Here is a 25,001-nt window from a genome sequence, read left to right on the forward strand (position 1 = left end):
TGCCTGCGGCAGACCTAGCAGCGAACATATGCATCGCAACTACAAACAGTGATAATTATTTGATTCACTTACGTAGAAATACTTACTCAATGCGATGATTTTGAGTGTGATATAGAAGTACTTATCGATAATTTAGAGCCGTTCTGATAACATCTCGCTGAAAACGCAGTTAAGCAACTATTTTTAATTAACAGGACAAAGACTTGTAAAGATGATAGTAATCTTTTAATCTTAAATGTAATTAAAGATTTTAAAGCTCTCTTTAATACGTAATTTACTCTTAATAGATAAATATAAATTAATTCATTTCGATTTAAGAAAATTGCATAATTAGGTACAATTTTCAAAAATTCTTTGATGTCTTGATTAGTCTGGAAAGATTGAGAAGAAACACTTGTTTGATGTTGTCTGTATAAGATAAGTGTCCTAGGTATATATTCTACATACCATTCATTACTCAGACAACGCAATAGCCATTCCCAATCACCCAATTGAGGAAGTTTTGGATTAAAACCTTCTAGTGATTCAAAAGCCTTTATTCGTATTGCACAACCTGAGATATGCCACCAACATCCTCTCAGTAACGTACTTTTAACGGATTTATCATTACCTTCAATCACTTCAATTTGCCTATTAGGATTGTCTTCTCCTACTTCAACAGATCCATCAGGCATTAAATTGTCCCAACTTGAGCAAATGGTAGCTACTTTCTCTGAACAAGTTTCTATTCGCAATGCGATTGTCTCTAACCAATTGTGCTTTGCAATGTCATCTGAGTGTAATATTAAAACCCATTCAGTAGAATTTTTAATAACTTCAAGAGCACGATTAACGTTTCCTCTCTCACCAAGGTTTTTTTCTCCTTTTAATACTAATAATGGAATTTGTGACTTCCAAGTTTTTATAGCTACTTCAATTGTTTCGTCTGTTGAGCAGTCATCAGCAAGATAAATAGCATAAATTTTGTTTAATTGGCTGTCTTGAATCTGAATTGACTCCAAAGTTTCACCAATAGTATTTTCGCTATTATAAGATGGTATCAGAATAGAAAATTGTGTCATTTTTTTGTAAATCTAACTAGTTTTTACTAAGACGCAATCCAAAAACCGAGTTATTACGGTAGAAAATTTCGCTTTCATAATAATCATTTCTTTTATGTAAATAATTAATAAGTTCTTCTATCATGACTGGGTATATAGCATCACAGTCTGGTGTAAAATCAGGTAATTCTAAACAGCGTGGTTTTATGAAGATAGGAAAGGATATAGCTCCTCCTTGTATTTGCTTTCTACGCTTTAAACGTACTTGTGGCAATCGAATACGACTATCATAAAAAGTTAATATTGCGTCAAGTAGTTTGCCTTGTGTTAGTTTAATTTTTCCAGAACCATAACTAAAACCCATATGTTCTGAAGGCATAGCATTTACATCAAAATTTGGTGCTATGGTAATTAAACTTCCACCTGGTTTTAAAACTCGCCATGCTTCATCCAAAAAAACATTTGGAAACACAAGATGCTCAATTACAAACATAGAAAAAACAACATCAAATGAAGCTGATGGAAATGGCAGTTGTTCTGCCCGAGCAGCAATAAAATTAAAATCTTTTCTCTCTTGCCACATATCCGAGCTTAAATCAACGCCTGTATATTTAATACCTTTGATACGAATAGCAAGTTCTTGAGCCGCACTACCATCTCCACAACCAACTTCCAACACATTGGCGTTTTCTGGGATTAACTCACACATAGTGATTTGAGCACCATGTGTTTCTTTTTGCCAGGAGGCATTGATACCCTTAATCCAATTGCTATGATAAGGAGATTTTAAATAGTAATTGGACATTTGATGTTGAAACTGTACTAAAGTATCTTTGTTGGATGATTCAATAGATGATAAGTATGCACTATTCGATCTTTTGCTTAAGAAAGTCATAGTCTTTTATAAACCTCCATAAAGTTTTTCTAGTAACCAATTGAGAGCGTTAAAATACCTGCAAGCATTTTTACTTTCTGCTGTGTCCTAACAAATTAGTGTGGATAGAAGCAAAGTCTGCTGCTACCTCTGTCCAGTCTCTTGGTTTGAAGCCATCATAAATGCTCCTTACCATTTGTGCCAGTTCTTGTCGATGTTCATGACACCATTTTAGTCTTTCGATAAATCTTTCAGGACTTCGGATTGGAAGCACCCAGCCTGTTTGACCTTCTACAATTATGTCTAAACTAGAACAATTTGTAGTAGTTAAAATTGGTAACCCAGAAGCTTGAGCTTGAGCGAGAACCATAGCATAACCATCTTGAATAGTAGGAAATATAAAAACGTCTGCATCTGCATAAAACATAGGTAAATCAAACTGAGCCTGTTTAGAAATAAATTGAATAGAATTACTAATATTTTTTTTAAAATTTATTGCTTCATTAGTAATAAAACCTATAAATTTTAATGAAATAAAATAATTTGTGTTGCAAGCTATATTAACAAGATCGTAAATACCCTTTTGAAAAGAAAAATTACTAACCATCAAAACATTAAGACATTTTCCGGAAAGAATTCTTTGATATCGAGCTTCTATAACTTGCTCACTAGGACGAAATTTTTCTAATTGAGCACCTAAAGGTAAAACTTTAAGTTTATCTGCTTCTACATTCTGCTCAAGAAAAGATTGTTTAGCAAAAGTCGAAAGACATATAATTATATCAGCTAGTTGATACTCTCTTTCTTCCCTATCAATCATCCAATTACTAGGTTTATTAATCTTTGTACCTACTCGTTTTTCTTCCTCAGATAAAAGATTGAATTGAGTACGTATATGAGCAGAACCTCTCACAAGAGTTTTTAAGACACGTTTATGAGACAAAGCTTGAAAAATTTCCTCTGCAACTCCACTAAAGACATGGACTACATCGTAGTCACGTTGCACAATCTTGTGAGCAGCCCATCTAGAGAAGTTGGAATGGATACAAGCTTCAAAATCAGGAGTACCTATAGCATTATGGACTTTATAAATAACACGGCTTAGAAGACCATGTAATAAAAAGCTCATAACACATTTTTGAGATATGCCGAATTTTTCTACAATCCTTTTAGGATAGTTAGTATACAAAGTAACATCATGACCTTGGTTGATTAGTTCTCGTGCTAAGTCAAAAGCATGGAAGCGTCCATGAACAACAATCGCAATTTTAAGTTTCATAATTGAAGTTGCAGATGATATTATTCTAAAGACAACATAGTTTTTAATCGCTCTTTGTATGTGTGTTTACCTTGAGTGATTAGTAAATGAGCCTTTCGAGCAAGGCAATTGCGTTCGGTATCGTGATTTAACAACCACTGAACTTTTTCTAGCATTTCTGGAATAGTTTTAAAATAAACAACTGCTTCGCCATCGTCTCCAAAAATATCTCGATGTTCTTGAGTATCTTCGCTCAACATACAACTACCAATGGCTGGAATTTCAAAGCTTCTCATGACATGACCATCACGATTCGATTTTCTTACCAAACATAGTGCTACTTTAGCCGTGCGAGTAGCTAACCTAAGTGTCCGTGGATTTGCATATCCTCGCAAACTTGATTTGGTTTCTGGGTAACGTTCCCAATATGCACCGTAGAGATGAACTTTCACACCAGTGCGAATGAGTGCATTTATCCAGGGTCTGCGATCGCTGTCGGCACCCCCGACAAAAATAACATCACAATCATACTGACATTTTTCTTCTGGAGTGATTGAAGTGTCAGAATAAAATAACTCTTCATCAAAGCCAAAGGGTAAATATTGGACGTGAGGACATCCAACTTGTCGAAGATTGTTGATATTAGCACGACGGGGAGAAAAAACTATATCGTAATAGGGCAGAGCTTTTAGAAACCAAGGAGAGTACAGCACTCGATTCCAAGGATCGTCGGTAAGAAAGTTAATTTTCTTAATTCCGCGATCGCTAAGTTCAGATAACGCTTGGTGAGATATTGGCGCAATCCCCGTTGTAATGAGAATCTCAGCTTCTTGCTCCAGACAACTTTGAACAATTTTCTTACTAAAATCTTGCAGTCGAGATGGATATCTTCCCCGTAAATGCCAATTTACAGACTTAATAAATTTTGAAGCCTCAAATGCTGATTGCATATTGACAAACACGGGCTTCAGATTAGAATTAAGTGCAGCTTTGAACAAAGCATCACCAACATTTGTACCACCTGTTCCACCAGTTATGATAATTTTCATAGCATATTATTATAAAGCCCTAACTTTTTTGCTTTCTATATAAATAGATGGAACTCCTTCTTTTGTAAACTCCACTTGACTAATTTCTGATATGTACTTGCTTTCTCCATAAGTAGATTCACATATATCAACAAAGCCATTAGCACTCATAAAATGTTTAATAGATAGAGCATCATACATATATTTATGCTGGTGTGGATAGCTTTGTAAAAAATTCAAGATTTTAACAAAAATATTCCGATTTTTAGAGTATGTTCCTTCTTTATGTAAATTGATAAATTCTAAGAATTCTTGACTTGCTATTTCATCACCCTGTTCATAGCGAGATACATAATTTTTAGCTAGTTGATAAAGGTCAGGAACAACTATTCTTAAAATACCATTAGGACGTAGTACCCTAAAAGCTTCATTCATAAATAACTGTGATGTTTTTAACGTTAAATGTTCAAAAACATGAGATGCGTACACAACATCAACGCTACAATCCTTAAATTTCCATGCATAGCGTAAATCCATAAATATAACATTAGACGTACTATATTTAATAGATTTATGTATCTTTATCATCAGGTGTTGAATGATGGGATACTTTTGAAATAAGCTATTGAGAGAGGAATCAGTATTGATCCATCCTAGAGGACGAGTTTGACCGCATCCTAAATTTAGGAGAATTCGCTCCTCTAATTTCCGATTAGTTATTATCATGAGCTATACCTTGTATTGACTTTAAAGAATAATGATTTGGAGATTGAGTAAATGAAAGGTTTAACCTTATCAAAAAATCCTACAGGCAAACTTAATCCAAAAAAACAGATAGTAAAATAAAGAAGATAAACTCTGATTTTTCTGAAAATTCCAAAATCAACTTCGGAAAATACATTTTTTGGTTTTATACCAAGACAAATGCCCATTGCATAGTTCCAAGATTGAACGCGACGATATTCTACAATCCAAAATGGGTAAGTAAACAAGTAAAGTTGAAGAAATATTTTTTCTACAATCTCGGACTTATTTGTAGGAGTTAGATAAGGAGCGATCGCATCAGATATTAAGGGACCAATATGTATAAAAGGGAGTTTTCTTTCAATAATGGGACATGGGTTAAGCTTGGGCTTTACAGCATAGCTATCTACGCTTTCGTTCTGGATTTGAATATCCTTTCGTACTGCTGAGATATCTAGCTCGAGTAAAGAGCTACCACTGGCAAGGATTCTTGCCATAATAAACATTTGATACATTTCTGAACCATCCCACTTATCTGTGCTATGGCTCTGTGCTTGAACTCGATCTAGAATAACTCCGGTAACAAAAGCAACGTTACGAAAATGAGTAGCGGCAATTTCGGGTCCAGAACCAATGAGGTCAGATTTCCGAATACGCTTTGTTACTTGCCCTGTTGACCAATCTTCAAAGTTTGGAATGACCACTCCAACAGAATCATATTTTTTGATTTCTTCGTATAGCAGAGCGAGTGTTGTGGTAGAAGCCAAGCAGTCATCATTTCCGTGAAGAAGGCAGTAGTGACCTCGTGCTAAAGCAATACTGGCACGAATATTGCCATCGTATCTTAAGTTTTTTTCCTGTCGTTGGTATATAAAAGAAAGACCCGAATCCTGCAAATAGTCAATTAACTCTTGCTCTCTGCCATCATTTGAGCGATCGTCAGAAATGCAAACCTCAAAGTTTTTAAAGGTTTGTGATGCTAACACCTTACAGGCTTCGATTAGAAATGAAGTTCTGTTATATTGAGGAATGCAAATTGAGAAAAAAGGATTCTCTACAAGAATGCGACTAACTTCCATGTGAATTTACCATATGATTTACCCTTGTCAGCAAGCTTTAAACTCAAGTATTCCCAAAAGGAAAATGATACTAACAGGTTCAAAGCGTGAATTTGAGGTAACTAATAATGTATTGTAATCAAGCAGTCGGAAAAGAACTTTCTATAAAGACGCGATAGTTCGCGTTTCTACAAAGCCATTATTTGGTTTGCGATAGACTCATCATTTGATAAACTCCCATAAACTGTTGCTCGTAATTCCAACGAGCCAAAATTTGACTTCTGCCATTTTCTCCCATTTGTCGCATTTGATTGGGATTTTGTAGGAACCAATTGATGGCAGTTGCAATACTTTCGGGATTATCAGGGTTACAGCTTAATCCATAACCAGGCTCAACATACATTTGCATCCAATCAGGTAAGTCTGATACTAACAAAGCTAAACCACAGGCAAGATAGTCAAAAGCTTTATTGGAGGCACCAGTACAATTTTGTAAGTTAAGGTTTGTACTGACTTTTGGCATAAAAGCTATGCCAACATCAGATATGCGGCAGTACTCAAGAAGTTTTTTTCTTGGCATTGCTCCTAGAAATTCAACTCTCTCGCTAATTCTAAGGTCTACAGATGTTTGTAGTAATTGTTGTACGTAACCTTGATTGCCTATTGTTTCGTACCCAATAACCCGTAGTTTTACTACTTTAGGTAACATTGCCAAAGCACTGAGCACTGTAATCGGTAACAAAGATGGTCCAATATTGCCATGATAGTGAATCCAGAGATGATTGCAATCATCTGTTAAACGTGCAGAAGAAACTTCTGCTTGTGCAGGACAATTCCACACACAGAAAACATTCCCAACAGGTTCATTGTCCTTGATGAATTGCTCAATTCTCTGTTGATTGGGTAAGATACACATTTTTGCTTGATGAGCTAACCACCGCCGTGTTTTTAGACATAGCTTTATAAGAGCGTTTTCAGGTGCTGTAGTCAGTGAGTCATGCTCGTGATATACAACCTTACTTCTCAGTACTACACTTAACAGCAAAGTAATTGGACACGAGAGGAGATCGGAAGCATAAACCCATTGTGGTTTCCAGCGTATAGCCCAATCAAGTATCCAAAAGCAAAACCAGAGATAATGTAGCTTTTGCCTCCAACCCCCAGGACAAAAAGGTAGTTGTTTTACTGTAATTCTATTATGAGGCGGAAAGCACAGAGAATTTGAACCCAGAGAACCAGTCCCAAGAAAAAGTACATCCCAGCCATCATTGGCTAGTATACGCGAACTGTGTTCAAGAGGTGGATAACCGGCAGGATTTGTGTACTGTATATACAATATGCGAGGCATAATGCTTGTTTCTTTGTTATTCATTCCAATCACAATCGGTACGCAATTCCCCTAAAGGCTGAAGTTTATCTTCAAGACCGGATAGATGGTAAAAAGCGCCCAGTTGGGCTGGACGAATTTCAAGTAATTGTGAATAGAATTTAATCTTGTTAGCGGTTATTGAACAATCTTTTGTCATGCTGTTCATTTTCTATAAAGTGCCTTATCACTTTTTTGCAGTATGGAATGATACAGAGATAACATTTCTTTCGCAACTGTTTCCATGTGTCGCGGTGGACGAACACCATGACGCAAACGAATCAGTAAATCTCTTTCTTGATTTAGTCTTTGAAGCGATCGACTCCAGGCTTCAACAGAAGCAGCTTCCACAAGCAGACCATTGATTTCGTGCTGAACTAATTCCGCAATTCCTCCCAAATTGGAACCAATGACGGGAATACCAGCGGCAAATGCTTCAAGAACTACTAATGGTCCTGTTTCTAACCATTGCGATGGTACTGCAAGTAAATCATAATCCGTTAATAAGTTTACAATTTGTTTTGCAGACACAGGAGATTTGAAAGAAATTCTTGTGTCGTGTTTTACCAAGTTCAATAGTTGTGTTTGATAAGCATCACTTGCTGAATTTTGTGAGATACCAAAAATATCTAAGGTAGCAGCCAGTTGTGGAGTTCTTTGAAAAGCTTTCAGCAAAATATCTATTCCCTTGATGGGTTCAAGCCGTCCTAAAAAAGCAATTTTGAGAATTGAACTATTCCCAGTGTAATTCTTTCCTAATTGACTGATTTTTGCCGATTGTATTTCCTGACACAACCCCTGACGACTGACAGTAATTTTCTCGTGAGATACGTGATTGCGAATGAGAAGATCTTTCACCCAATCACAGACTGCAACAATATGGTCAACCTCAGATAACAAATTTTGCAAGGCAGAATAGCGGTAACTTGCCAATTCGGTCATGCGGATAGCAGTCCAAACACCTCCATGAAGATGGAGCCCTCCCAAACAGCGCCCAACCATAGGTGGTATATTACCGATCGCACTTGCGCTTATCCAGTTTAATCCCAGTCCCTGTAAAGTGCATTGAGAACAAGTACGTAAATTCACTTTTCCATCACAAACTTGTGTACCCCAACGCATTAAAGTTCCTCGTTGGCAGCTTACAGTAGGGGTATGATAAGTAAAAATAACTGGAATTTTTCTTTGCTTGGCAACGCGCACAAGTCGTAAAGAAACACCTCTTGTAAATGCGTGTAAGTGAACAAGATCGGGTTGTTCCTCATCCAAAATTTTGCCAAATTCATTTGCGCTTTGTCGATCCCCTTCCCCATAAACCTCTTGAAGCCTTGTAACTTGATTAGATACAGCAAAACGATATACCGACAAGCGATTGTGAGAGTAGGACTCGTTGACATTTCCTGGTGCAGCAATTAAAATTTGCAATCCTTGCTGTTGTAGATGCCGTGATAATGCTTCTACATAGACTTCAGTACCACCTATAGCATTGGGATAAAAACAGAAGGGAACGTGAATAACTTTCATGCCACTATTAGTAGAACACAGTTCTAAAAAGAAAATTTTTGTACTAATCGGTGTATTTGTTTTTTCGTGCGACGATAGGTTAGTGAAATTGCCTCAGCTTGCTCATACCCCACCCACTGAGATAACTGGTGCAAAGCTTTTGGACTTGAAGGAATATAGTTTGGATTCAAGCGGTTAATTTTAGCAAGCACTTCAGAAAACTTCAAACGGTTACGTTCAAAGTAGAATCGGGCTAAATGACCATAGACTTTCTCCAACGCAATTCGTCGTTCTGAAGTTATGCCCCCATGAACTGTCCAAAATTCTTCTACGTGACAGGCATTTATAAAGCAATCATTCATGAAGCCAGCAGAGTCACGCCTTGATAAACTAGTACTACTTGCCAGTACTCGATAATCTGCTTGTACGCCAGGTACGTGGATAAATTTACCCCCCATCAAAGCAGCATCCAGGAAGAAGCGAGCATCCTGGATAAAAAGTAGAGACTTATTCCAGGTACTAATCTTGTCTACAATACGATGGTTGTAAAGTAAAGCCGCAGGTGGTGCCCAAAAATTAGTAAATAATGCAATTTGTGGATCGGGATGAACCTCTTCAATACGCCTAGCTACAATAGCTCCCAGATGAAATTTGCCATCTTCACCTTCCTCTAGCCGTTGCCAATCAGAGTATGCTACATCAGCATCATGAGCTATCAACACATTGACTCGTTTTTCCAAAGCATCAGGTCGTAAAAGATCGTCTGCATCTAAATATTGAATAAACTGACCTTGTGCTAACGCAGTACCGAGGTTACGCGCTGCACTAGCACCTTGATTGGCAGTGAATTCTGCTCTTAGTTTTGAGCCAAAAGAGCGAATCAAAGTTGCTGTCTCATCAGTTGAACCATCATCAATGACAATAACTTCAAAATTTTTAAATGTTTGTGCAAAAACACTTTCTAGGGTTGCTTCTAAAAAGCGTGCTGCATTATAGCAAGGAATAATAACTGATATTAAGGGAAATTGGAGCATTGTAACCGATCATCCAAAATCATTTTTTTAATAAAAAGATTATGCTTTAGTATATGTTTATATAAATAAAATTTTAATAATCAATTTCCAGTAATTAGCAAAGCCAATAATACTGGGGCAAAATAGTGCTGATTTACACCACCATTTTATTGATTCGATCTTATTGCCAATTGAATATTCAAATAATCCATGTTTAAGCATGGCAGAAGCATAAAATAATCTCAAGCTTAACTTATTTCTAAATCTGCTAAATAGTTTGAGATGACGATCGTACTTTTCAATAACTTCTTTGACTTCTGCCATTGCAATAAGATTGCTTTTCCAAGTTTTTGCATCAGTATGATGTCTCAACTTGGAAAAGCACTTAGGTAGGTAGTGCAATGGATATAACTTTCTTATGCGTAACCAGTAGTCTAAATCCATTGCGTATGATAATGAAACATCTAAACCATTTAGCTGATGAAATATATGTTGACTAAAAAATACAGAAGGTTGGGGCAAATATTTATCATGATGATACTCGAATAAATCTTGAAGTGAGTAATTTTGCGCTTTTACGTAATATTCTATTTTTTCTGAGCAATTCTCTATACTAAAAAAATATCCGTCCCCAGTCAGAAAATGACAATTGGTATTATTGCTCCAAAAAAGCCCAATCTCTAGTAATGTATTTTGACAAAAAACATCATCAGAATTTAGCCAAGCATAAATTTCTCCTGTGGCTTTCTGAAAACCTTTATTTATTGCATCAGATTGTCCCTTATCTTTTTCACTTACATAGTAGGCAAGCCATTGAGCATACTTTTCAATAACTTCTAGCGACCCATCAGTTGAGCCGCCATCAGTAATGATGTATTCCAAATTTGGATATCCTTGCAGCAAAACTGACCGGATGGTTTCTTCAAGAAAGTGACCGTAGTTATAATTTGGTGTCACAATACTAATGCGGGACCATTCATAAACGTTTGGCATCCGATCGGGGAGTGGTTCGCTTTGCTCAGTCCAAGGCCAGCCAGTTTTTCCTAGTGGAGGTGGAGGTAAATCTTCTAAGGTCAGTGCTTTAGTAATTATAGGCATGAGTAAACGAGATTTTGACTTAAAGTAACTAAATTATTTAATGAGAGTTAAGGCTCTGCATTTATACACATCTTAAACTTTATCGATTTTGAAACATGGGATTTTTTCATAGATTAAACTAGCTAGTTATAGCTTGAATTGTAGATTTTCTATTATTTTAATAAAATACGTTTTTCAAGATATAACTCGGTTTAATAAAGCTAGCTTACAATTTAAGAAACTGACGAGCTAAGTGATTCGTATAAATTGCCATCTTCTACATGCAGGTATAAAGATTCTTCATGCACCCAATTAATGAAAGAAGTAATATCCTTTTGTGTAAAGTATAATTGTGCTCTTTGTAAATACATATCAGGCCACTTCCACCACTGAATTCTCAGTAATTCTTGAATTATTTCATTAGAAAATCGAAAACGAATAATTTTTGCTGGAACTCCTCCAACGATCGCATAATCAGGAACATCTTTAACAACTACAGAGCCAGCACCAATTATGGCTCCATTCCCTATTCTCACTCCATCTCTAATAAAAACTCTTGCTCCAATCCAGACATCATGACCAATAGTAATTTTTTTTACTTCTTGAAAGAAGTTTTCATTTGAAAAAGAAACACCACATTGTTTAAGAGTTGAAAAGAAAACTGGACTAGTACTTAAAAAATCAGTTGGATGTTCACCAAATCCACAAATTAAATGTGGTCCTAAGGAACAAAAACTACCTATTTGACTTAGGTTTAATATAGAATCTTGAGATATGTAACTAAATTTTCCAAGTGAGACATTGCGTAAATTGCAACGGGGATAAATCTGAATATTTTTTTCAAGTTTAGAATCAGAGATATAGCAAAATTCATGGACTGATACTTCATCATTTAAGGTACAATTATATATTGTACAACCTTTATTAATTTTTGTGTTTTTACCTAGAGTTGTAACTGGTATAATACATGAGCCAAATGCAATATCTGATTGAGAATAATGCTTTTTATAATATAAAAATTTAAGAAGCTTTTTCATTCTTTTAGACCAATCGATAGTATATTTTCTATGTTTATTTATTGGAATAGACTATATAGATAAACTATTACGAATAATTTTATCTAATTGAAAAGCACGAATTTCAAATGTATGTTCTTTTAAAGTTCGGCGTTGTCCTGCTACAGCAATTTTTTGACGTTCATCATCATGTTCTAGTAAATAACTTACTTTTTCCATAGCTTCTTCTGCACTACGATATGCGATCACTTCCTCATCTGGTTCAAATAATTCTTGTAAATTTTCTTTCCAATCAGTTATCAAACAAGTTCCTACCCCTGTTGCTTCATAAAGTCTCATGTTTGAAGCAAAGTTAGCAGATATATCAATATGATTATTAAAAGTTAATTTAGACTCAGTAATTTTTTTGATACATTTGAATTCCAAAACAGGTGGTTGTGAACGTTTAGCAATACTTGTATCAACATAATGCGATAAATTTGGACGATATTTCATATTTATAAAATTGTTCATTTTGGGAATTTTTCTAAGTATAGTTTTTAAACAGTAAAATTGATTTGTATATTGTCCTAAATCATATAATGATTGCTTCAAAGAAAGAAGTTTTAACTCAGTAGAGGAAGGTTGATTAATATCTGCCCAAATTTGCAAATTAGTTTTTTGAACTAATTTCTTCAGTAAATTTTCTCTTTGGTTATGGAAATGTTGATTTTTCACAATAGATCCAATAAAGGATAAATCTATTGTTTTCTCTAAATGTTGATTAATTTTATCTAAAATTTGAGGAGCAAAAGCATGGCACATATATTTGGATTTGTAACCATTATTATTAAATTTTTCCACTAACGTAGGTATATTTGAAAGTACTAGGTCAAATGCTTTAAAGACATCAATATTGGTAAATGCTGGAGCCCCGCACCATCCTATAATGAGCTTTATTGAAGAACATTCACTCCGAAGATATTTGAGAAAGTCACATGAAAAACTATTGTAATCAAATACGAAAACAATATCAGGTTGAAAATGCTTTACTTGAGCCAATGTGATATCAGTTAACCAAGAATTTTCATCGTAATATACTCCATTTTCCCTTGCCCATACCTTCTGCATAAATTCTGCATTAGCAACTGGTTCCCAAACCTCATATGCCAATTTTTTTAAAGCATGAGTCCAAAAGTCTGCCCACATATAGCAATCGGACATCAGTGTCTGATATTGTGTAATATAACTCTCATTTTGTAGTGTAGAATGAGTATTATAAAATTGTTTTATATATGTAGAATAGTTAGTAGTAAGACGAATTAGACGCATAAGTTTTAAAATTTTAGATTTTTATACAAAACGTCATGATGAGATAGCTCTGCTACTGGCTCATAAAGCTGTTTTAAAAATGAATCTATCTCATCTCTGTAACGCGCTTCTACCAGCATCCACGCTGGTCTATACTTGTCAAAATCAATACCTTGAAGAACACTCAGTTCAAAACCTTCAACGTCCAAAGAGAGAAAATCTATTTTTTCAATGATATGTTGCTCAAGAATTGAATTGAGTGTTCTAGCAGGTACTTGAACTTCATAGCTTTCAATGTCCTGAAGTTCACAACCTCTTCTAATATGTTCTATCTCTTTTTCTTCTGACTTCATAGCTCCTTTAACAAGAGACATAAGATTAGAATATCGCATTTCAATATAATTACTTTCATAATCAAAATGCACAAGAGCACAATTTTCTATGATACATTTTGGTCGATTAATCTTACATCTGTATGCTAGTTCAGCAATTGGCTCAATTAAAAGCCCTTTCCAATTTTGATTTTTTTCAAAATACAAAGTATTACTCTGATTAATTCCATCATTAGCACCTGCTTCAATAAAGAAGCCGTGCTTATAATTTAAATACTTTTTAAGTTTCAAATCTAATTGATTTAGAGAAAAGGATTTGGCACTAGTTATCGAGTTATATCTGTTCTTAACTTTTTTCAAAATATTCATTTTGTTACCTATTCTAATTTATAGAATGTGACTGATTTTTCCACTTAGCAGGATTACCATAGGCAATTGATTCTTCTGGAATAGAGGAAGTTACAATAGCTCCTAATCCAACGATTGTTTTGTCACCAAGAGTAACTCCTTTAAGAATCGCTGCTCTCTTGCCAATCCAGCAATCATTACCTATCACTATAGGTTTAGATATGGGAGAAGGCTCACCTAATATAGTATGTAAAGGGCTTTGTGTAATTGCGTGACGCCTTTCCCTCCAATCTGTACAATGTGTGTTGGTGTCAAAAATATCTACTTCATAGGAAATTAATGTGTAGTCTCCAATTAGCACCGAGCGATCGCATCGAATCTGAGTACCTTGGTTAATAAATGTCTTTTGACCAATTGTGACTTTTCCTCCATTTTGGGCTAGTATAGAACACCGGATTCGCGAAGCTTGACCTATCTCAATACTGGCATTTATAAGATGTATATTTTGCGGAAACGGATTAATCTGTTCTATTAAAACTTGTTTATGAACTTGAAATATAGAGGTTTTTTCTAAATAAATAGTTACTCCTTTTAAAATTGAATTATCACCAATAGCTAGCTCTGAATTATCACTCATATAAATCGAGCAATTTGATAAGGTAACATTGCTTCCTATTGTAAATTTTGTGGATTTTGAAATCTCTATAATTACCTCACCTTGCAAATTTAAATTCTTATTCTTAATATCTATATTATGAGATTTTAAATATAATTTTAAATGATAATATTTAATCGTTTTTTTCCATTGGCTAAATTTCATTTTAATAAAAAAGAACATTTTGTGAAGCATAGTTCCTTTAAAAATTTTGAAGAGAGCATTTTTATAACAAGAGTATTTTATAATTGGCCAGACAAATACCTTGAGATGAATTTGGTAATTTACCTGTGCCATAATAGTCGCCTTGTTCCACATTAATAGTACCAGCATCCTGAATCCAATCAGAGATAGTTCCACTAACTGTACAGTAAATTGTCACTGTATAACGTCCTTGTACTATTGGTAATTTATAAATATCAATAGCCATTTTTCCTAAACCAGGAGGAATATTTGGAAATGTATAATTGGTGAGTTCATTACTAAAAAAAATTATTCGATTACCAAAGTTATCGTTTAACCCAATTGCGAAGTAGACATTTGATAGTTCAAAGTTTTGAAAATTTTCATATTCAAATACAATTCTTACAGTTTGACCGCTATAAAAAGAGTTTATACTATTTCCAAATTCATCATATAAAAATATAGACGTAAAACGAATATCCCCAGTACCGTGTCGATCCTTTCGTTCTGATAAAGGTGTTTGCATGAGATTTGAAGTTTCAGCTAAGTATTTAGTCACAACTACGTCTGTCTTATCATTAAAAATCACTTCTCCACGTTTTAGTAAAATGGCACGTTGGCATAGATTTTGTAAAGCTGCCATCTGATGACTTACAAACAAGATAGTTCTACCATCTTTGCTTACAGATTCCATCTTGCCCAAACACTTTTTTTGAAAAGCTGCGTCTCCAACAGCCAAAACTTCGTCTACAATTAAAATTTCTGGTTCAAGATATGCAGCTACAGAAAAAGCAAGACGGACATACATTCCTGAAGAATAACGTTTAACTGGAGTATCTAAAAATTTTTCGACTTCTGAAAATGCTACAATTTCATCAAATTTTCTTTGAATCTCATTTTTAGACATTCCTAGAATTGCACCATTAAGAAAAATATTTTCTCTTCCTGTTAATTCTGGATGAAATCCCGTCCCAACTTCTAATAAACTTGCTACCCGTCCTTTAATAGAAATTTTTCCTGTACTCTGCTCTACAATTCGGCTTAAGATTTTTAATAGTGTTGATTTGCCTGCGCCATTTCTTCCAATTATTCCTACTCTATCACCTTGCTTAATCTCAAAAGAGACATTTTTCAAGGCCCAGAACTCTTCTTTAGTAGAATTTTGGATTTGCTCTTTGTTTTTTTGAAATGGGTTAAATAAAGTCTTAGTACGATGAATTATGACATCACGTAGGGCTGTATAGCGCTCTTGCTGTTGATGATTAATTATGTATTTTTTACCAAGATTTTCAACTTTAATAACTATATCTGACACCTCTTACACTCCCGCCTGAATTACTGTGCTTTGCATACATTTTATTGATTGCAGTTCCCAGAAATCAATTGTTTTCTAATTAATAGAATCAGATCCCCCTCTTACCGATAATTTCTGTAGATACCCCAACTGTAATGGAATAATCTGGAAAAATTTTGTAACCAATCAAACATATTCACCGATATCAATGCCAACATAGGTAAGTGTTTGATTTCTAATTGGTATTGTAGAATTAATGTTACATAAATTTCATTTATATTTTATGCATTTTTTAAGCTAAGAAAATTATCTGATATCTATTATTATCCCGTTTAAATCACATCTGCAAAAGTTCTTTCCATCTTACGAAAATACCAAATACCACTTAAGAGAAGTAAAGCAACTAGTCCCAAAGATAATATAAAGCCTGGAAGAAACAAATGTCTCTCTCCCCCTAAAACCGCCCAACGAAATCCATCAATTACCCCTACCATTGGATTTAATGAATAGAGTAATCGCCAATTCTCAGGAACAATGCTACTGCTAAATCCTACTGGAGAAATATACAAACCAAATTGCACAATAAAGGGAACAACAAAGCGAAAATCTCGATACTGAACATTTAAAGATGCTAACCACAATCCTGCTCCCATAGAAGCAGCAACAGCAATCCCAATAAACAATGGTAGTGTCAGAATACGCCAACTAGGGACGAAATTGTACCAAACCATTAACCCTAGCAAAATCATTCCCGAAACTAAAAAATCCACGAAGCTGACAACTACAGTGCTTATCGGTACAATCAACCGTGGAAAATAAACTTTTGAAATTAAGTTGGAGTTAGAGATGAGGCTATTACTACATTCAGAGAGAGAATTAGCAAAAAACTGCCAAGGCAACATTGCAGCAAAGACTAGAATTGGGTAGGGAGCACCCTGAGAAGGTAACTTTGCCAACTGCCCGAATACCACAGAAAAAACCACCATTGTCAGAAACGGACGGATCAATGCCCAAGCAATACCGATCGCAGTCTGCTTGTACCGTACAAGAATGTCTCGCCACGCCAGAAAATAGAACAATTCTCGGTAACGCCACAAGTCCTTCCAATACTGCCGTTCAATGCGTCCGGCTTCAAGAACTAACTCATGCTTTGTAGCTTCTTGACCATTCATCATTGGCTCATCCAACAAATTTAAAATCCTCCATGCACCTATTACCAACTTTTCTTGAGTGCCGCAAACTAAACTCTCCTACAGATGGATTCCCTTGTAGAGGAATCACTCCCATTGCCTGCTGCCAAAGTTCTAGAGGTGCAACAGACAACTCATAAATGTTATCCCCTTTCCGCACGTGATACCATTTTGTCTCCTGACAGTGTTGGCACCAAAAAGCCTCCAACCATTCACCAGTTAAAAGTACCGTGGTTTTGCGCCCTATTAACAATAGAGAACTCTTTCGCCCCATCCCTCGTTGCTGAAGTTGTCCAGCCTTATCTGCAAATAACGTGTATTTTTGGCTGACGCTATCAAGATTGCAACCATGTATTGGGCAATAAATAGCCCGCCGTTTTGAACGCTTGCGATTTCGGTCACACCTTCTCTGCATTTCAACCTCCTTTATCAACAGATAATACACAGACAAATTGAAGGTTTTGTGGGGGAGGGACTGAGATCCAAAGACCATCGAAGCCCGCTCCTATAATTTAAGTTGAGATATTTAATTTCAAAAAGGTTTGTCTAGCGCTACAGCAATGTCTTCTACGAGATTTTACAGAACTTTGTCCTCCTCCCGAAACTTGTTTTGATTTGCCAAGCCTAGATTTCCCAAAAAATACTCATTGCTAATATTTTAGCAACAAAACTTAACAAGTATTTTTTTTGAAGAGAGTTCTATTGCAACTATTTCGCTATGCAGTTAAGCCCTCGATTCGTCTAAACTTAAGCCATCTTAAGTATCGCATCTACCAAATAAGTTGCCCTAAAATGAATTGCTTAACAAATAATCAAACTTTAGATTTTGGTAAGTTAGTTAGTATAGCGTTATGCTTCATTAAGCCATCTGTTAGCTAGGCATACTACTCTCCGTGTTTTTAAATTGACATTTATATAATATTGCTTAGTTAAAATTTTGCTATTCGTAAAACTACTGAATCATAGTTTTATATGCAGTTAATATAAGTAAAATCACTAAAGCGGGAAAACTTAATATGTTACATCTCTTTATAAAGAGAGGGGTCGGAGTCCAATCGCTGCACATCAGAGATAAGTACTATACTCTCCACATCTTCTCAGGTTAGGACTTCTATATTTCGTACACCTATAAATAGATGCTACTTTCCTAAGTCTCTAATCCTCTTATCTCCTCTCCCCCTTGTCCCAATAACTCTACAAAATAGCTTCCTGCAATACCCTGAGATACTGCTTCGATATCACCTGAGGAGTGAAATGGCACTCAACATAATCGCGTGCGGCTTGACCCATCTTTTGTGCAAACTTCTTATCTCGACTCAACTCAAGAATAAATTCAGCTAAACCAAGACTATCCGTGTTCTCAAACGTCTTTCCACAATTTCCATGTGCAATCAGTTGTTTTAAGTATGATTGCTCTGGACAAATAACAGCGACAGGTCGTCCTGTTGCAAGAGCAGGGTAAAGTTTGCTTGGTGCAACTAAACTTTCCATACCGGGGTCTACACTAACCAGAGATAGATCGCAAGCCGTCAGGGAATAAGGTAACACGTTTTTTTCCTGATATGGAAGAAATAGAAAATTATTCAGATTTAATCGCTCTGCCTCTTTAATAAGTTCCTCACGTTTAGCTCCACCACCAATACACACAAATTGGATAGGCTCATCCTGCAAGTATTTAGCAGCTTCTAACATTGTGTGTACATCATGGCATCGACCTAAGTTACCTGAGTATAAAACTGTAAATTTATTTACTAGTTTATATTGATGAGCAAACCAGTTATCTTCTTTGTTAATAGGCACAATAAAGTCTGGATTTGCCCAACTGTGAATCACAGAAATTTTATGAGCAATTTCCGGATAATTGGACGCCACTTGTCGTTTCATTGCAGGACTAAGAACAACGATCCCCTTAGCCTTTTTTAAAATCTGCGTATTGACAGCCTTCCAAAATTTAGCAATCCAGTGGCGTTTTGGTATCACATCCAAAGCGATCGCAATATCTGGATAGAGGTCATAGAGTATACAAACATAAGACAACCCAAAAAAAATATGTGCAAGATACCCCAAGACTGGTAAGAATGGAGGAGCCGTTGTTAGTAAGGCAACATTACGACGCCGAGCAGCATTGAACAAATAGAAGGCAGCACGTAGGGTAAATAAAATACCGTTGATCGCTTTGCCACGAATTCGTTGAGGGCAGAGTTGAGTAGTACGAGAACGTCGAATTTTTAACCCACCTGACTGTTCGACTTGAGGAGCACTATCAGACTTAAACGCATAACCTGGTTGACCAGTGAAGACTTCAATATCTACCCCTTGTTTTTCCAATTGCCGAACCAATTCATCAATTAACTGTCCAGTAGCAGCAAAGTCTGGGGGAAAAAACTGAGTAATAACGGACAACTTAATAAATTGCTCTATCCCTAAAAAATCACTTACATTGATATGCTGGGAGAGATCATAGTCTGGTTGAACGAACTGTTGTAGTCTTTCACTCTGTGTCATAGATGGTATGCTCTTGCAGATGGAAACTGTAATACGTTTTGAAAAAACACTTTTTAGGCTAATGCTTTTGCTGCAAGTACTTCACTAGGAAATAAAATTCCTATTACAAGTCCAGATTTATTAAAATATGAACTTTTAAGTTTATACCTTTTCTATATGAAGATGCATAGAAAGAACCCTACCGCCTATGGCACCTGTCCTTAGTAAGGGGAGGTTAGGAGGGGGAAAATCGTGTGCAGCTTCATAATAAATTGGTATTATTTAGGACATTTTATATAGTTCGCAGTACTTATATTACGTAGTTGCGATACCCAAAAAAAATGAGGGTATTACATCTATAGCAACCCCCGCTTTAGAAGATCTACAAACTTTGTACAATATAGTACTTAATAAGCTTTAGCCAATTCAAACATTTAACTAGAAAACTAGTGCTCTAGTTAATAGGATTTTCCCAGTCTTCAGTAGACAAAACTGTAAATTAATTAAACCAAATATTTGATTGCTTGTTGATATGGTATATGTATTATTCCTTGTGCTTTCACATTCACATGGACATATACATGATACTCTTTTTACACAGTATAGATATTGGTAAAAATACTGAATTTTAGATATTACTCGAAGTAAGGAAAGCTGAGAAAAAGAATTTAGCACTTAATTTAAGCTCATTATAGATGTTGACTAAAAGCTGAATAAATTCTTTTTTAGTTATTTTCTCTAATTTATACTTGATTTTCTACTTATTAGGTTTGGTGGTTTTAGCAACTTTACCCTAGAATCAAACATTACTAATTAAACTAGTATATTAGTAAATAAATATACAAGTATCTTGAACATATTACGCAATAGAATAACGCCAACTCGATTGCAATAGAGTAGAATTAACAACAGATAAAAGCATAAGGTGATGGAGGGCAAACAGTTTTACTCTTTCTACATATAAGCAAAAACTTCATTTATAGTGACTCTTAGAGAAATTGAAAAGTTCCTAACACAGTTTTGAGCACTTCTTTTCTATGGAACAAAGAGGTTTTATGATGTTACCCGAGCGTTTACACGTTGATGAAAACGTTTGTTGAGTTCAATTGGCGTCACTGCCTAAATAGAAATTATGTTGCCATGATTCCTTTGATAATCAAGCAACTTGCATGATGTAATTTGCCTATTTCAATCCTTAACGTCCTTTTGGAGCAGGATTTGGAAAAAGAAAAACCTCAACCCAAAGGTTAAGGCTTGTAAAATTAATGTAGGAACACTACATATGGGTTTCCAGTTACTCTCCTGCTTTAAAATAGTGCAACTACAGACTAGTAACTCAAGAGATTTTATCTTTCACTAAGAAACGATCTCGAAATCGTTTCCAGTGAGAGATGGGTTGTTGGCAATGGTGGCAAACTGAGCACCTGTACCAAAACCAGAGGTTACCCCATCTTGGTTGTAGAACAATTTACCGTTACCAGAATTGTATACAATCTTAGCTGTACTGATTGATGCTGCAAAATCATCTGTCACTATTGCAAATTCATTCGTTACATTGAAACCAATACCTACTCCACTGTTAAGAGCAGTGAAGGTGGTCTTATCAAGTATTATCTTGTCAGAATTAGAGGTAAAGTCACTAATCCTGTCAATTCCAACAGCACTGGCAACAAAAGCAGCATTTGAATTAAAGAGGAAGCGATCGCTATCAAGACCACCAGTAAGGATATCATTACCAGATCCACCATCTAGAGTATCATTGCCACTATCACCAAATAGAGAATCATTACCATCTCCGCCAGATAAGTTGTTAGCAAGGCTGTTAGCTCCAATGTTGTTATCAGAAGCGTTACCTGTACCGTTAACTGCATTGCTACCTATGAGATAAAGATTTTCTACATAAGTAGGTAACACATAGCTTGTAAATGCGCGAACGATATCTATACCACCAGTACTAGTTTCTCCCTTGATGATATCGCTAGCACTATCAACATAGTAAATGTCATCGCCGTTACCTCCAATCATAGTGTCACTACCAGCGCCACCGACTAGAGAGTCATTGCCATTCCCGCCATCAAGAGTGTCATCACCACCATTACCCTCAAGAGTGTCATTGCCATCTTCACCAAATAAGAAATTGACACCACTATGACCAGTAATATAGTTATTACTGGCGTTACCTGTACCATTGACAGCATTGCCAGAAAGGTAGAGGTTTTCCACATTATCACTTAAGGTAAAGCTTAGAGAGGCAAAAACAGTATCAGTACCGCTTGTACCAATTTCATTAACTATGTCGTTAGCATCAACATAGTAGATATCATTCCCATTACCACCAATAAGGGTATCGTTACCAGCTGCACCGTTGAGAATATCATTTCCATCACCACCAGTCAGAATATTGGCACTGCTGTTACCCAGCATATAATTATTATTGCTGTTACCTGTGCCGTTAATTGCATTACTACCTAAAAGGGTAATGTTATCTACATTAGTACCTAGAGTGTAGTTTACAGATGCATAAACAATATCAATACCACCCGTATCAGTTTCCTGAATAGAATCATTGATATCGTCAACATAGTAGATGTCGTTGCCATCACCACCAATGAGGATGTCGATACCAGACCCACCATTGAGTGTATCATTACCAGCCCCACCGTCAAGCTTGTCATTACCAGCCCCGCCATCAAGAGTATCATTGCCCTCGTTACCAGAAAGCATGTTGATAGCACTATTACCTAAAATGTAATTGTTAGCAGCATTTCCTGTACCGTCAATGGCGTTATTACCTATAAGGTAGAGGTTTTCTAAGTTAGTTCCTAAGAAAGAATAGCTGATAGATGCGGAAACAGTATCTATACCACCAGTACTGCTTTCTTGTATGGAATCACCTACAGCATCAACGTAATAACTGTCATTACCATCGCCACCAATGAGAGTGTCGTTTCCTGCTGAACCCTGAAGTTGGTCATTTCCTGCTCCCCCATAAATAAAGTCATTCCCAGCGCCACCGTCTAGTTGATCATTGCCAGCATCACCATTGAGAGTATCATTGCCAGAGCCACCATAGAAATTATCATTGCCCAACCCTCCATTAAGAGTGTCATTACCTGCCCCACTCACAAAAGTATCATTGCCACTCGTGCCAGTAAAAGTTACATTACCGACAAAATGTTCTAGTTTGAAAATTTCAAAGTTTGATACAGTCGTACTACCAATACCTTGAAGTTGATTGGAAGAAGTTGCTAAGTTAATGGTTATTGTGTTTGAACTAGTGCCACCAGAGAGAATAAAGGTATCTGTTCCAGCACCACCGCTGAAGGTATCATTTTGTTGAAGATTGGCAAAGGTAGTGACAATAGTATCATTTCCGCCTGAAGCATCAATAAAATCACTTCCACTTGTTGCTGTATAATTCTCATTAGAATTTGTACCGACAATACCTCCATCTGGAGGCGCAACATTAATGACAAAAGTAGTTTCAGCAGTTTCTGCATCCGAATCAGTGGCTTTAACTTTAACGCTTACAGTACCTACGTTGCCATTTCCTGGAGTACCACTAAAGGTTTGGGTCGCTGCATTAAAAGACAACCACTTAGGCAACCCAGCACCAGTAGTAAGAGTTAGTACGTCTCCGTTAGTAGCGATATCAGGATCGGTAAAGACATTTGATGGAAGTTTAAAATTAAAAGGTATGTTAGCTTTTGCAGCCTGATTGGGTATTGTACCAGCAATAGGTACATCATTAACAGAGTTAATTTTAATTGTCAAAGACCCAATTTCTTGAGAAATTAATGTTGAGCCGCCATTATTAGTTGTATTTATATTGACACGATTTCCTCCAATAGTGTAACCAAGAGCGTAAGTATTATCTATTGCTCGCAGTTGTAGTGGTGATGGCGTACCATTGAAATTAGAACCGGGAAGAAAGCGTACTTTAGTATCTTGAGAGAGTGCTAGAGCGTTGGTACCATCATTTACGCTACCAATATCGAACCAAGTGCTACCATCAGTAGAGTACTGCCATTTTCCTTGCGTAGTGGTAGCAGTATTACTAACTACAGCGATACCGCCCAAAGGCTCATCTGTATCATTATCACTAACTAGATCGCCAAATAGTTCAAGAACAGTGCGCCCAAGAGGATTGATAGTATCTTCATTTACTGAACTCAAGGTAGCATTAGCTGTAAGGGTGGGTGCAGTATTCAAAGTATGACTATATTCTTGAATTACAGAAATCTGAAATGCGAAGTCAACATTTGCAGCCCCAATCCTGACTCCTAACTCCCAATCTCCTCCCAACGCATTACTTCCAACAGGCTTATTAGAAGCAGCGATTTGAGCTTTAGTGATTTGGTGCAACTGCTCAATAAACTCTGCACCAGCATCTCCAGCCGCAACATTACAGCCATAAAGAATAAGCGACGATAGAAACCAACTTTGCAACTCTTCTGTATAACTTTCCAGAGTGTCAAGACTCAGTTGAGTATTACCCAAATAGAGACAACCAGGAGAACCGTGAGAAACAAGGTGCAAGCTAGTGTTGCTCTTGCTCTGCAACGCCTCTGTGATTTGTTCTATACCATCACGATTAGCATCAAGAATTAGAGTTCTTGCACCTGCTACGACTCCAGCAGCCAGCATTTGATAGTCCGTTACACCAGGATCGATGACCACCAGTATATTGAGTGACTGTTCCTTGCTGTCGCAGCGTGTGACGAGCTGATACGAGCTTTTCAAATTATCGGTATCGAGAGATATAACGTGAGACATTGTGGATTTTCCTTTAACTTAAAATGAATGGATTTATCAAAGAAAAAATTGCAAAGTAGGCAAGACAGATAAATACGCCGAGTTTCAGGCTTTTAAAAACCTGAAACTGAAAGGAGTATAGTTGGCAAAATTGAGAGAATGAAAACAAAAAGCGTGAGTAGATGACTTTAATTATTACTGGTGTTAGGTATCTATATATACTTTTAATTTGCCAGACTTACTTAAACGCTCCCTAAATTTAGTGACTTTAGATTGTGGGATGCAAACTAAAATCACCTTATATATAGGTATATTGTCAGAAGCAGATAAAAGATAAGCGAAAATATGCGGAAATTTGCTTTTCAAGAATCCACTAAGTGTTGATTAATTATCTTTACTTTTTTTTCTAAAAATTTATAATAAAACTCGTTTTATATGCTATTTGTAAAGCCAAAATATACGTATTACTTACGTAATAGACCGAATATCGTTA

General features: G+C 36.1%; 20 protein-coding genes. All 20 read right to left on the reverse strand.

Annotation, left to right across the window (positions count from 1 at the left end; translation table 11 throughout):
* Positions 1–86: 86 nt before the first annotated feature.
* Positions 87–1,061: a glycosyltransferase family 2 protein gene (locus HC643_RS32580; protein WP_038085783.1), complete on the reverse strand. Its 975-nt coding sequence runs from the start codon at positions 1,059–1,061 to the stop codon at positions 87–89.
* Between the two features lie 16 nt (positions 1,062–1,077).
* On the reverse strand, positions 1,078–1,935 hold the full coding sequence (locus HC643_RS32585) for a class I SAM-dependent methyltransferase (RefSeq protein WP_050046604.1): 858 nt from the start codon (positions 1,933–1,935) through the stop codon (positions 1,078–1,080).
* A 70-nt stretch (positions 1,936–2,005) separates the two neighbouring features.
* Positions 2,006–3,193, reverse strand: coding sequence for a glycosyltransferase family 4 protein (locus tag HC643_RS32590; RefSeq protein ID WP_038085785.1), 1,188 nt, complete (start codon positions 3,191–3,193; stop codon positions 2,006–2,008).
* Between the two features lie 20 nt (positions 3,194–3,213).
* Positions 3,214–4,221, reverse strand: coding sequence for a CgeB family protein (locus HC643_RS32595; RefSeq protein ID WP_038085788.1), 1,008 nt, complete (start codon positions 4,219–4,221; stop codon positions 3,214–3,216).
* A 9-nt stretch (positions 4,222–4,230) separates the two neighbouring features.
* Positions 4,231–4,926 (reverse strand): class I SAM-dependent methyltransferase, encoded by a 696-nt coding sequence (locus HC643_RS32600; RefSeq protein ID WP_038085790.1) that lies wholly within the window; start codon positions 4,924–4,926, stop codon positions 4,231–4,233.
* Positions 4,923–6,023: a glycosyltransferase gene (locus HC643_RS32605; protein ID WP_038085793.1), complete on the reverse strand. Its 1,101-nt coding sequence runs from the start codon at positions 6,021–6,023 to the stop codon at positions 4,923–4,925. The genes HC643_RS32600 and HC643_RS32605 overlap by 4 nt, the downstream gene beginning before the upstream one ends.
* Before the next feature lie 178 nt (positions 6,024–6,201).
* Positions 6,202–7,350 (reverse strand): glycosyltransferase, encoded by a 1,149-nt coding sequence (locus HC643_RS32610; RefSeq protein WP_237265995.1) that lies wholly within the window; start codon positions 7,348–7,350, stop codon positions 6,202–6,204.
* 16 nt (positions 7,351–7,366) lie between these two features.
* The gene (locus tag HC643_RS32615; RefSeq protein WP_153021424.1) at positions 7,367–7,528 is read right to left on the reverse strand and encodes a hypothetical protein; all 162 of its coding nucleotides are present in this window, start codon (positions 7,526–7,528) and stop codon (positions 7,367–7,369) included.
* 5 nt (positions 7,529–7,533) lie between these two features.
* Complete coding sequence (locus tag HC643_RS32620; RefSeq protein WP_038085799.1) at positions 7,534–8,892, reverse strand: glycosyltransferase family 4 protein; 1,359 nt, start codon at positions 8,890–8,892, stop codon at positions 7,534–7,536.
* A 23-nt stretch (positions 8,893–8,915) separates the two neighbouring features.
* Positions 8,916–9,905, reverse strand: coding sequence for a glycosyltransferase family 2 protein (locus HC643_RS32625; RefSeq protein WP_038085801.1), 990 nt, complete (start codon positions 9,903–9,905; stop codon positions 8,916–8,918).
* Between the two features lie 57 nt (positions 9,906–9,962).
* Entirely contained in the window at positions 9,963–10,982 is a 1,020-nt protein-coding gene (locus HC643_RS32630) for a glycosyltransferase family 2 protein (protein ID WP_050046603.1), read from the reverse strand.
* A gap of 212 nt (positions 10,983–11,194) precedes the next feature.
* Positions 11,195–11,998 carry a xenobiotic acyltransferase family protein gene (locus HC643_RS42250; RefSeq protein ID WP_063779558.1) on the reverse strand — a complete coding sequence of 268 codons (804 nt, stop codon included), beginning with the start codon at positions 11,996–11,998 and terminating at the stop codon, positions 11,195–11,197.
* A 51-nt stretch (positions 11,999–12,049) separates the two neighbouring features.
* Complete coding sequence (locus HC643_RS32640) at positions 12,050–13,288, reverse strand: CgeB family protein (RefSeq protein ID WP_167844790.1); 1,239 nt, start codon at positions 13,286–13,288, stop codon at positions 12,050–12,052.
* A gap of 5 nt (positions 13,289–13,293) precedes the next feature.
* On the reverse strand, positions 13,294–13,968 hold the full coding sequence (locus HC643_RS32645) for an FkbM family methyltransferase (RefSeq protein ID WP_202048678.1): 675 nt from the start codon (positions 13,966–13,968) through the stop codon (positions 13,294–13,296).
* A 13-nt stretch (positions 13,969–13,981) separates the two neighbouring features.
* The gene (locus tag HC643_RS32650; RefSeq protein WP_167844791.1) at positions 13,982–14,899 is read right to left on the reverse strand and encodes an acyltransferase; all 918 of its coding nucleotides are present in this window, start codon (positions 14,897–14,899) and stop codon (positions 13,982–13,984) included.
* On the reverse strand, positions 14,829–16,100 hold the full coding sequence (locus tag HC643_RS32655) for an ABC transporter ATP-binding protein (RefSeq protein WP_167844792.1): 1,272 nt from the start codon (positions 16,098–16,100) through the stop codon (positions 14,829–14,831). The genes HC643_RS32650 and HC643_RS32655 overlap by 71 nt, the downstream gene beginning before the upstream one ends.
* 311 nt (positions 16,101–16,411) lie before the next feature.
* Positions 16,412–17,251: an ABC transporter permease gene (locus HC643_RS32660; RefSeq protein WP_050046602.1), complete on the reverse strand. Its 840-nt coding sequence runs from the start codon at positions 17,249–17,251 to the stop codon at positions 16,412–16,414.
* Between the two features lie 7 nt (positions 17,252–17,258).
* Positions 17,259–17,684 (reverse strand): hypothetical protein, encoded by a 426-nt coding sequence (locus HC643_RS32665; RefSeq protein ID WP_038085851.1) that lies wholly within the window; start codon positions 17,682–17,684, stop codon positions 17,259–17,261.
* A gap of 779 nt (positions 17,685–18,463) precedes the next feature.
* Positions 18,464–19,774, reverse strand: coding sequence for a glycosyltransferase family 4 protein (locus tag HC643_RS32670; RefSeq protein ID WP_038085805.1), 1,311 nt, complete (start codon positions 19,772–19,774; stop codon positions 18,464–18,466).
* A gap of 1,335 nt (positions 19,775–21,109) precedes the next feature.
* A complete protein-coding gene (locus tag HC643_RS32675; RefSeq protein WP_050046601.1) occupies positions 21,110–24,529 on the reverse strand; it encodes a DUF4347 domain-containing protein in 3,420 nt (1,139 codons plus the stop codon).
* Between the last annotated feature and the right edge of the window lie 472 nt (positions 24,530–25,001).

The sequence above is a fragment of the Tolypothrix bouteillei VB521301 genome, from assembly GCF_000760695.4.
Classification (GTDB): domain Bacteria; phylum Cyanobacteriota; class Cyanobacteriia; order Cyanobacteriales; family Nostocaceae; genus Scytonema; species Scytonema bouteillei_A.

Bases quoted from the DNA above. Each gene is read 5' to 3' on its own strand.
- HC643_RS32580 (WP_038085783.1), bottom strand. From the start codon at position 1,061: ATGACACAATTTTCTATTCTGATACCATCTTATAATAGCGAAAATACT.
- HC643_RS32585 (WP_050046604.1), bottom strand. From the start codon at position 1,935: ATGACTTTCTTAAGCAAAAGATCGAATAGTGCATACTTATCATCTATT.
- HC643_RS32590 (WP_038085785.1), bottom strand. From the start codon at position 3,193: ATGAAACTTAAAATTGCGATTGTTGTTCATGGACGCTTCCATGCTTTT.
- HC643_RS32595 (WP_038085788.1), bottom strand. From the start codon at position 4,221: ATGAAAATTATCATAACTGGTGGAACAGGTGGTACAAATGTTGGTGAT.
- HC643_RS32600 (WP_038085790.1), bottom strand. From the start codon at position 4,926: ATGATAATAACTAATCGGAAATTAGAGGAGCGAATTCTCCTAAATTTA.
- HC643_RS32605 (WP_038085793.1), bottom strand. From the start codon at position 6,023: ATGGAAGTTAGTCGCATTCTTGTAGAGAATCCTTTTTTCTCAATTTGC.
- HC643_RS32610 (WP_237265995.1), bottom strand. From the start codon at position 7,350: ATGCCTCGCATATTGTATATACAGTACACAAATCCTGCCGGTTATCCA.
- HC643_RS32615 (WP_153021424.1), bottom strand. From the start codon at position 7,528: ATGACAAAAGATTGTTCAATAACCGCTAACAAGATTAAATTCTATTCA.
- HC643_RS32620 (WP_038085799.1), bottom strand. From the start codon at position 8,892: ATGAAAGTTATTCACGTTCCCTTCTGTTTTTATCCCAATGCTATAGGT.
- HC643_RS32625 (WP_038085801.1), bottom strand. From the start codon at position 9,905: ATGCTCCAATTTCCCTTAATATCAGTTATTATTCCTTGCTATAATGCA.
- HC643_RS32630 (WP_050046603.1), bottom strand. From the start codon at position 10,982: ATGCCTATAATTACTAAAGCACTGACCTTAGAAGATTTACCTCCACCT.
- HC643_RS42250 (WP_063779558.1), bottom strand. From the start codon at position 11,998: ATGAAAAAGCTTCTTAAATTTTTATATTATAAAAAGCATTATTCTCAA.
- HC643_RS32640 (WP_167844790.1), bottom strand. From the start codon at position 13,288: ATGCGTCTAATTCGTCTTACTACTAACTATTCTACATATATAAAACAA.
- HC643_RS32645 (WP_202048678.1), bottom strand. From the start codon at position 13,968: ATGAATATTTTGAAAAAAGTTAAGAACAGATATAACTCGATAACTAGT.
- HC643_RS32650 (WP_167844791.1), bottom strand. From the start codon at position 14,899: ATGGCACAGGTAAATTACCAAATTCATCTCAAGGTATTTGTCTGGCCA.
- HC643_RS32660 (WP_050046602.1), bottom strand. From the start codon at position 17,251: ATGAATGGTCAAGAAGCTACAAAGCATGAGTTAGTTCTTGAAGCCGGA.
- HC643_RS32665 (WP_038085851.1), bottom strand. From the start codon at position 17,684: ATGCAGAGAAGGTGTGACCGAAATCGCAAGCGTTCAAAACGGCGGGCT.
- HC643_RS32670 (WP_038085805.1), bottom strand. From the start codon at position 19,774: ATGACACAGAGTGAAAGACTACAACAGTTCGTTCAACCAGACTATGAT.
- HC643_RS32675 (WP_050046601.1), bottom strand. From the start codon at position 24,529: ATGTCTCACGTTATATCTCTCGATACCGATAATTTGAAAAGCTCGTAT.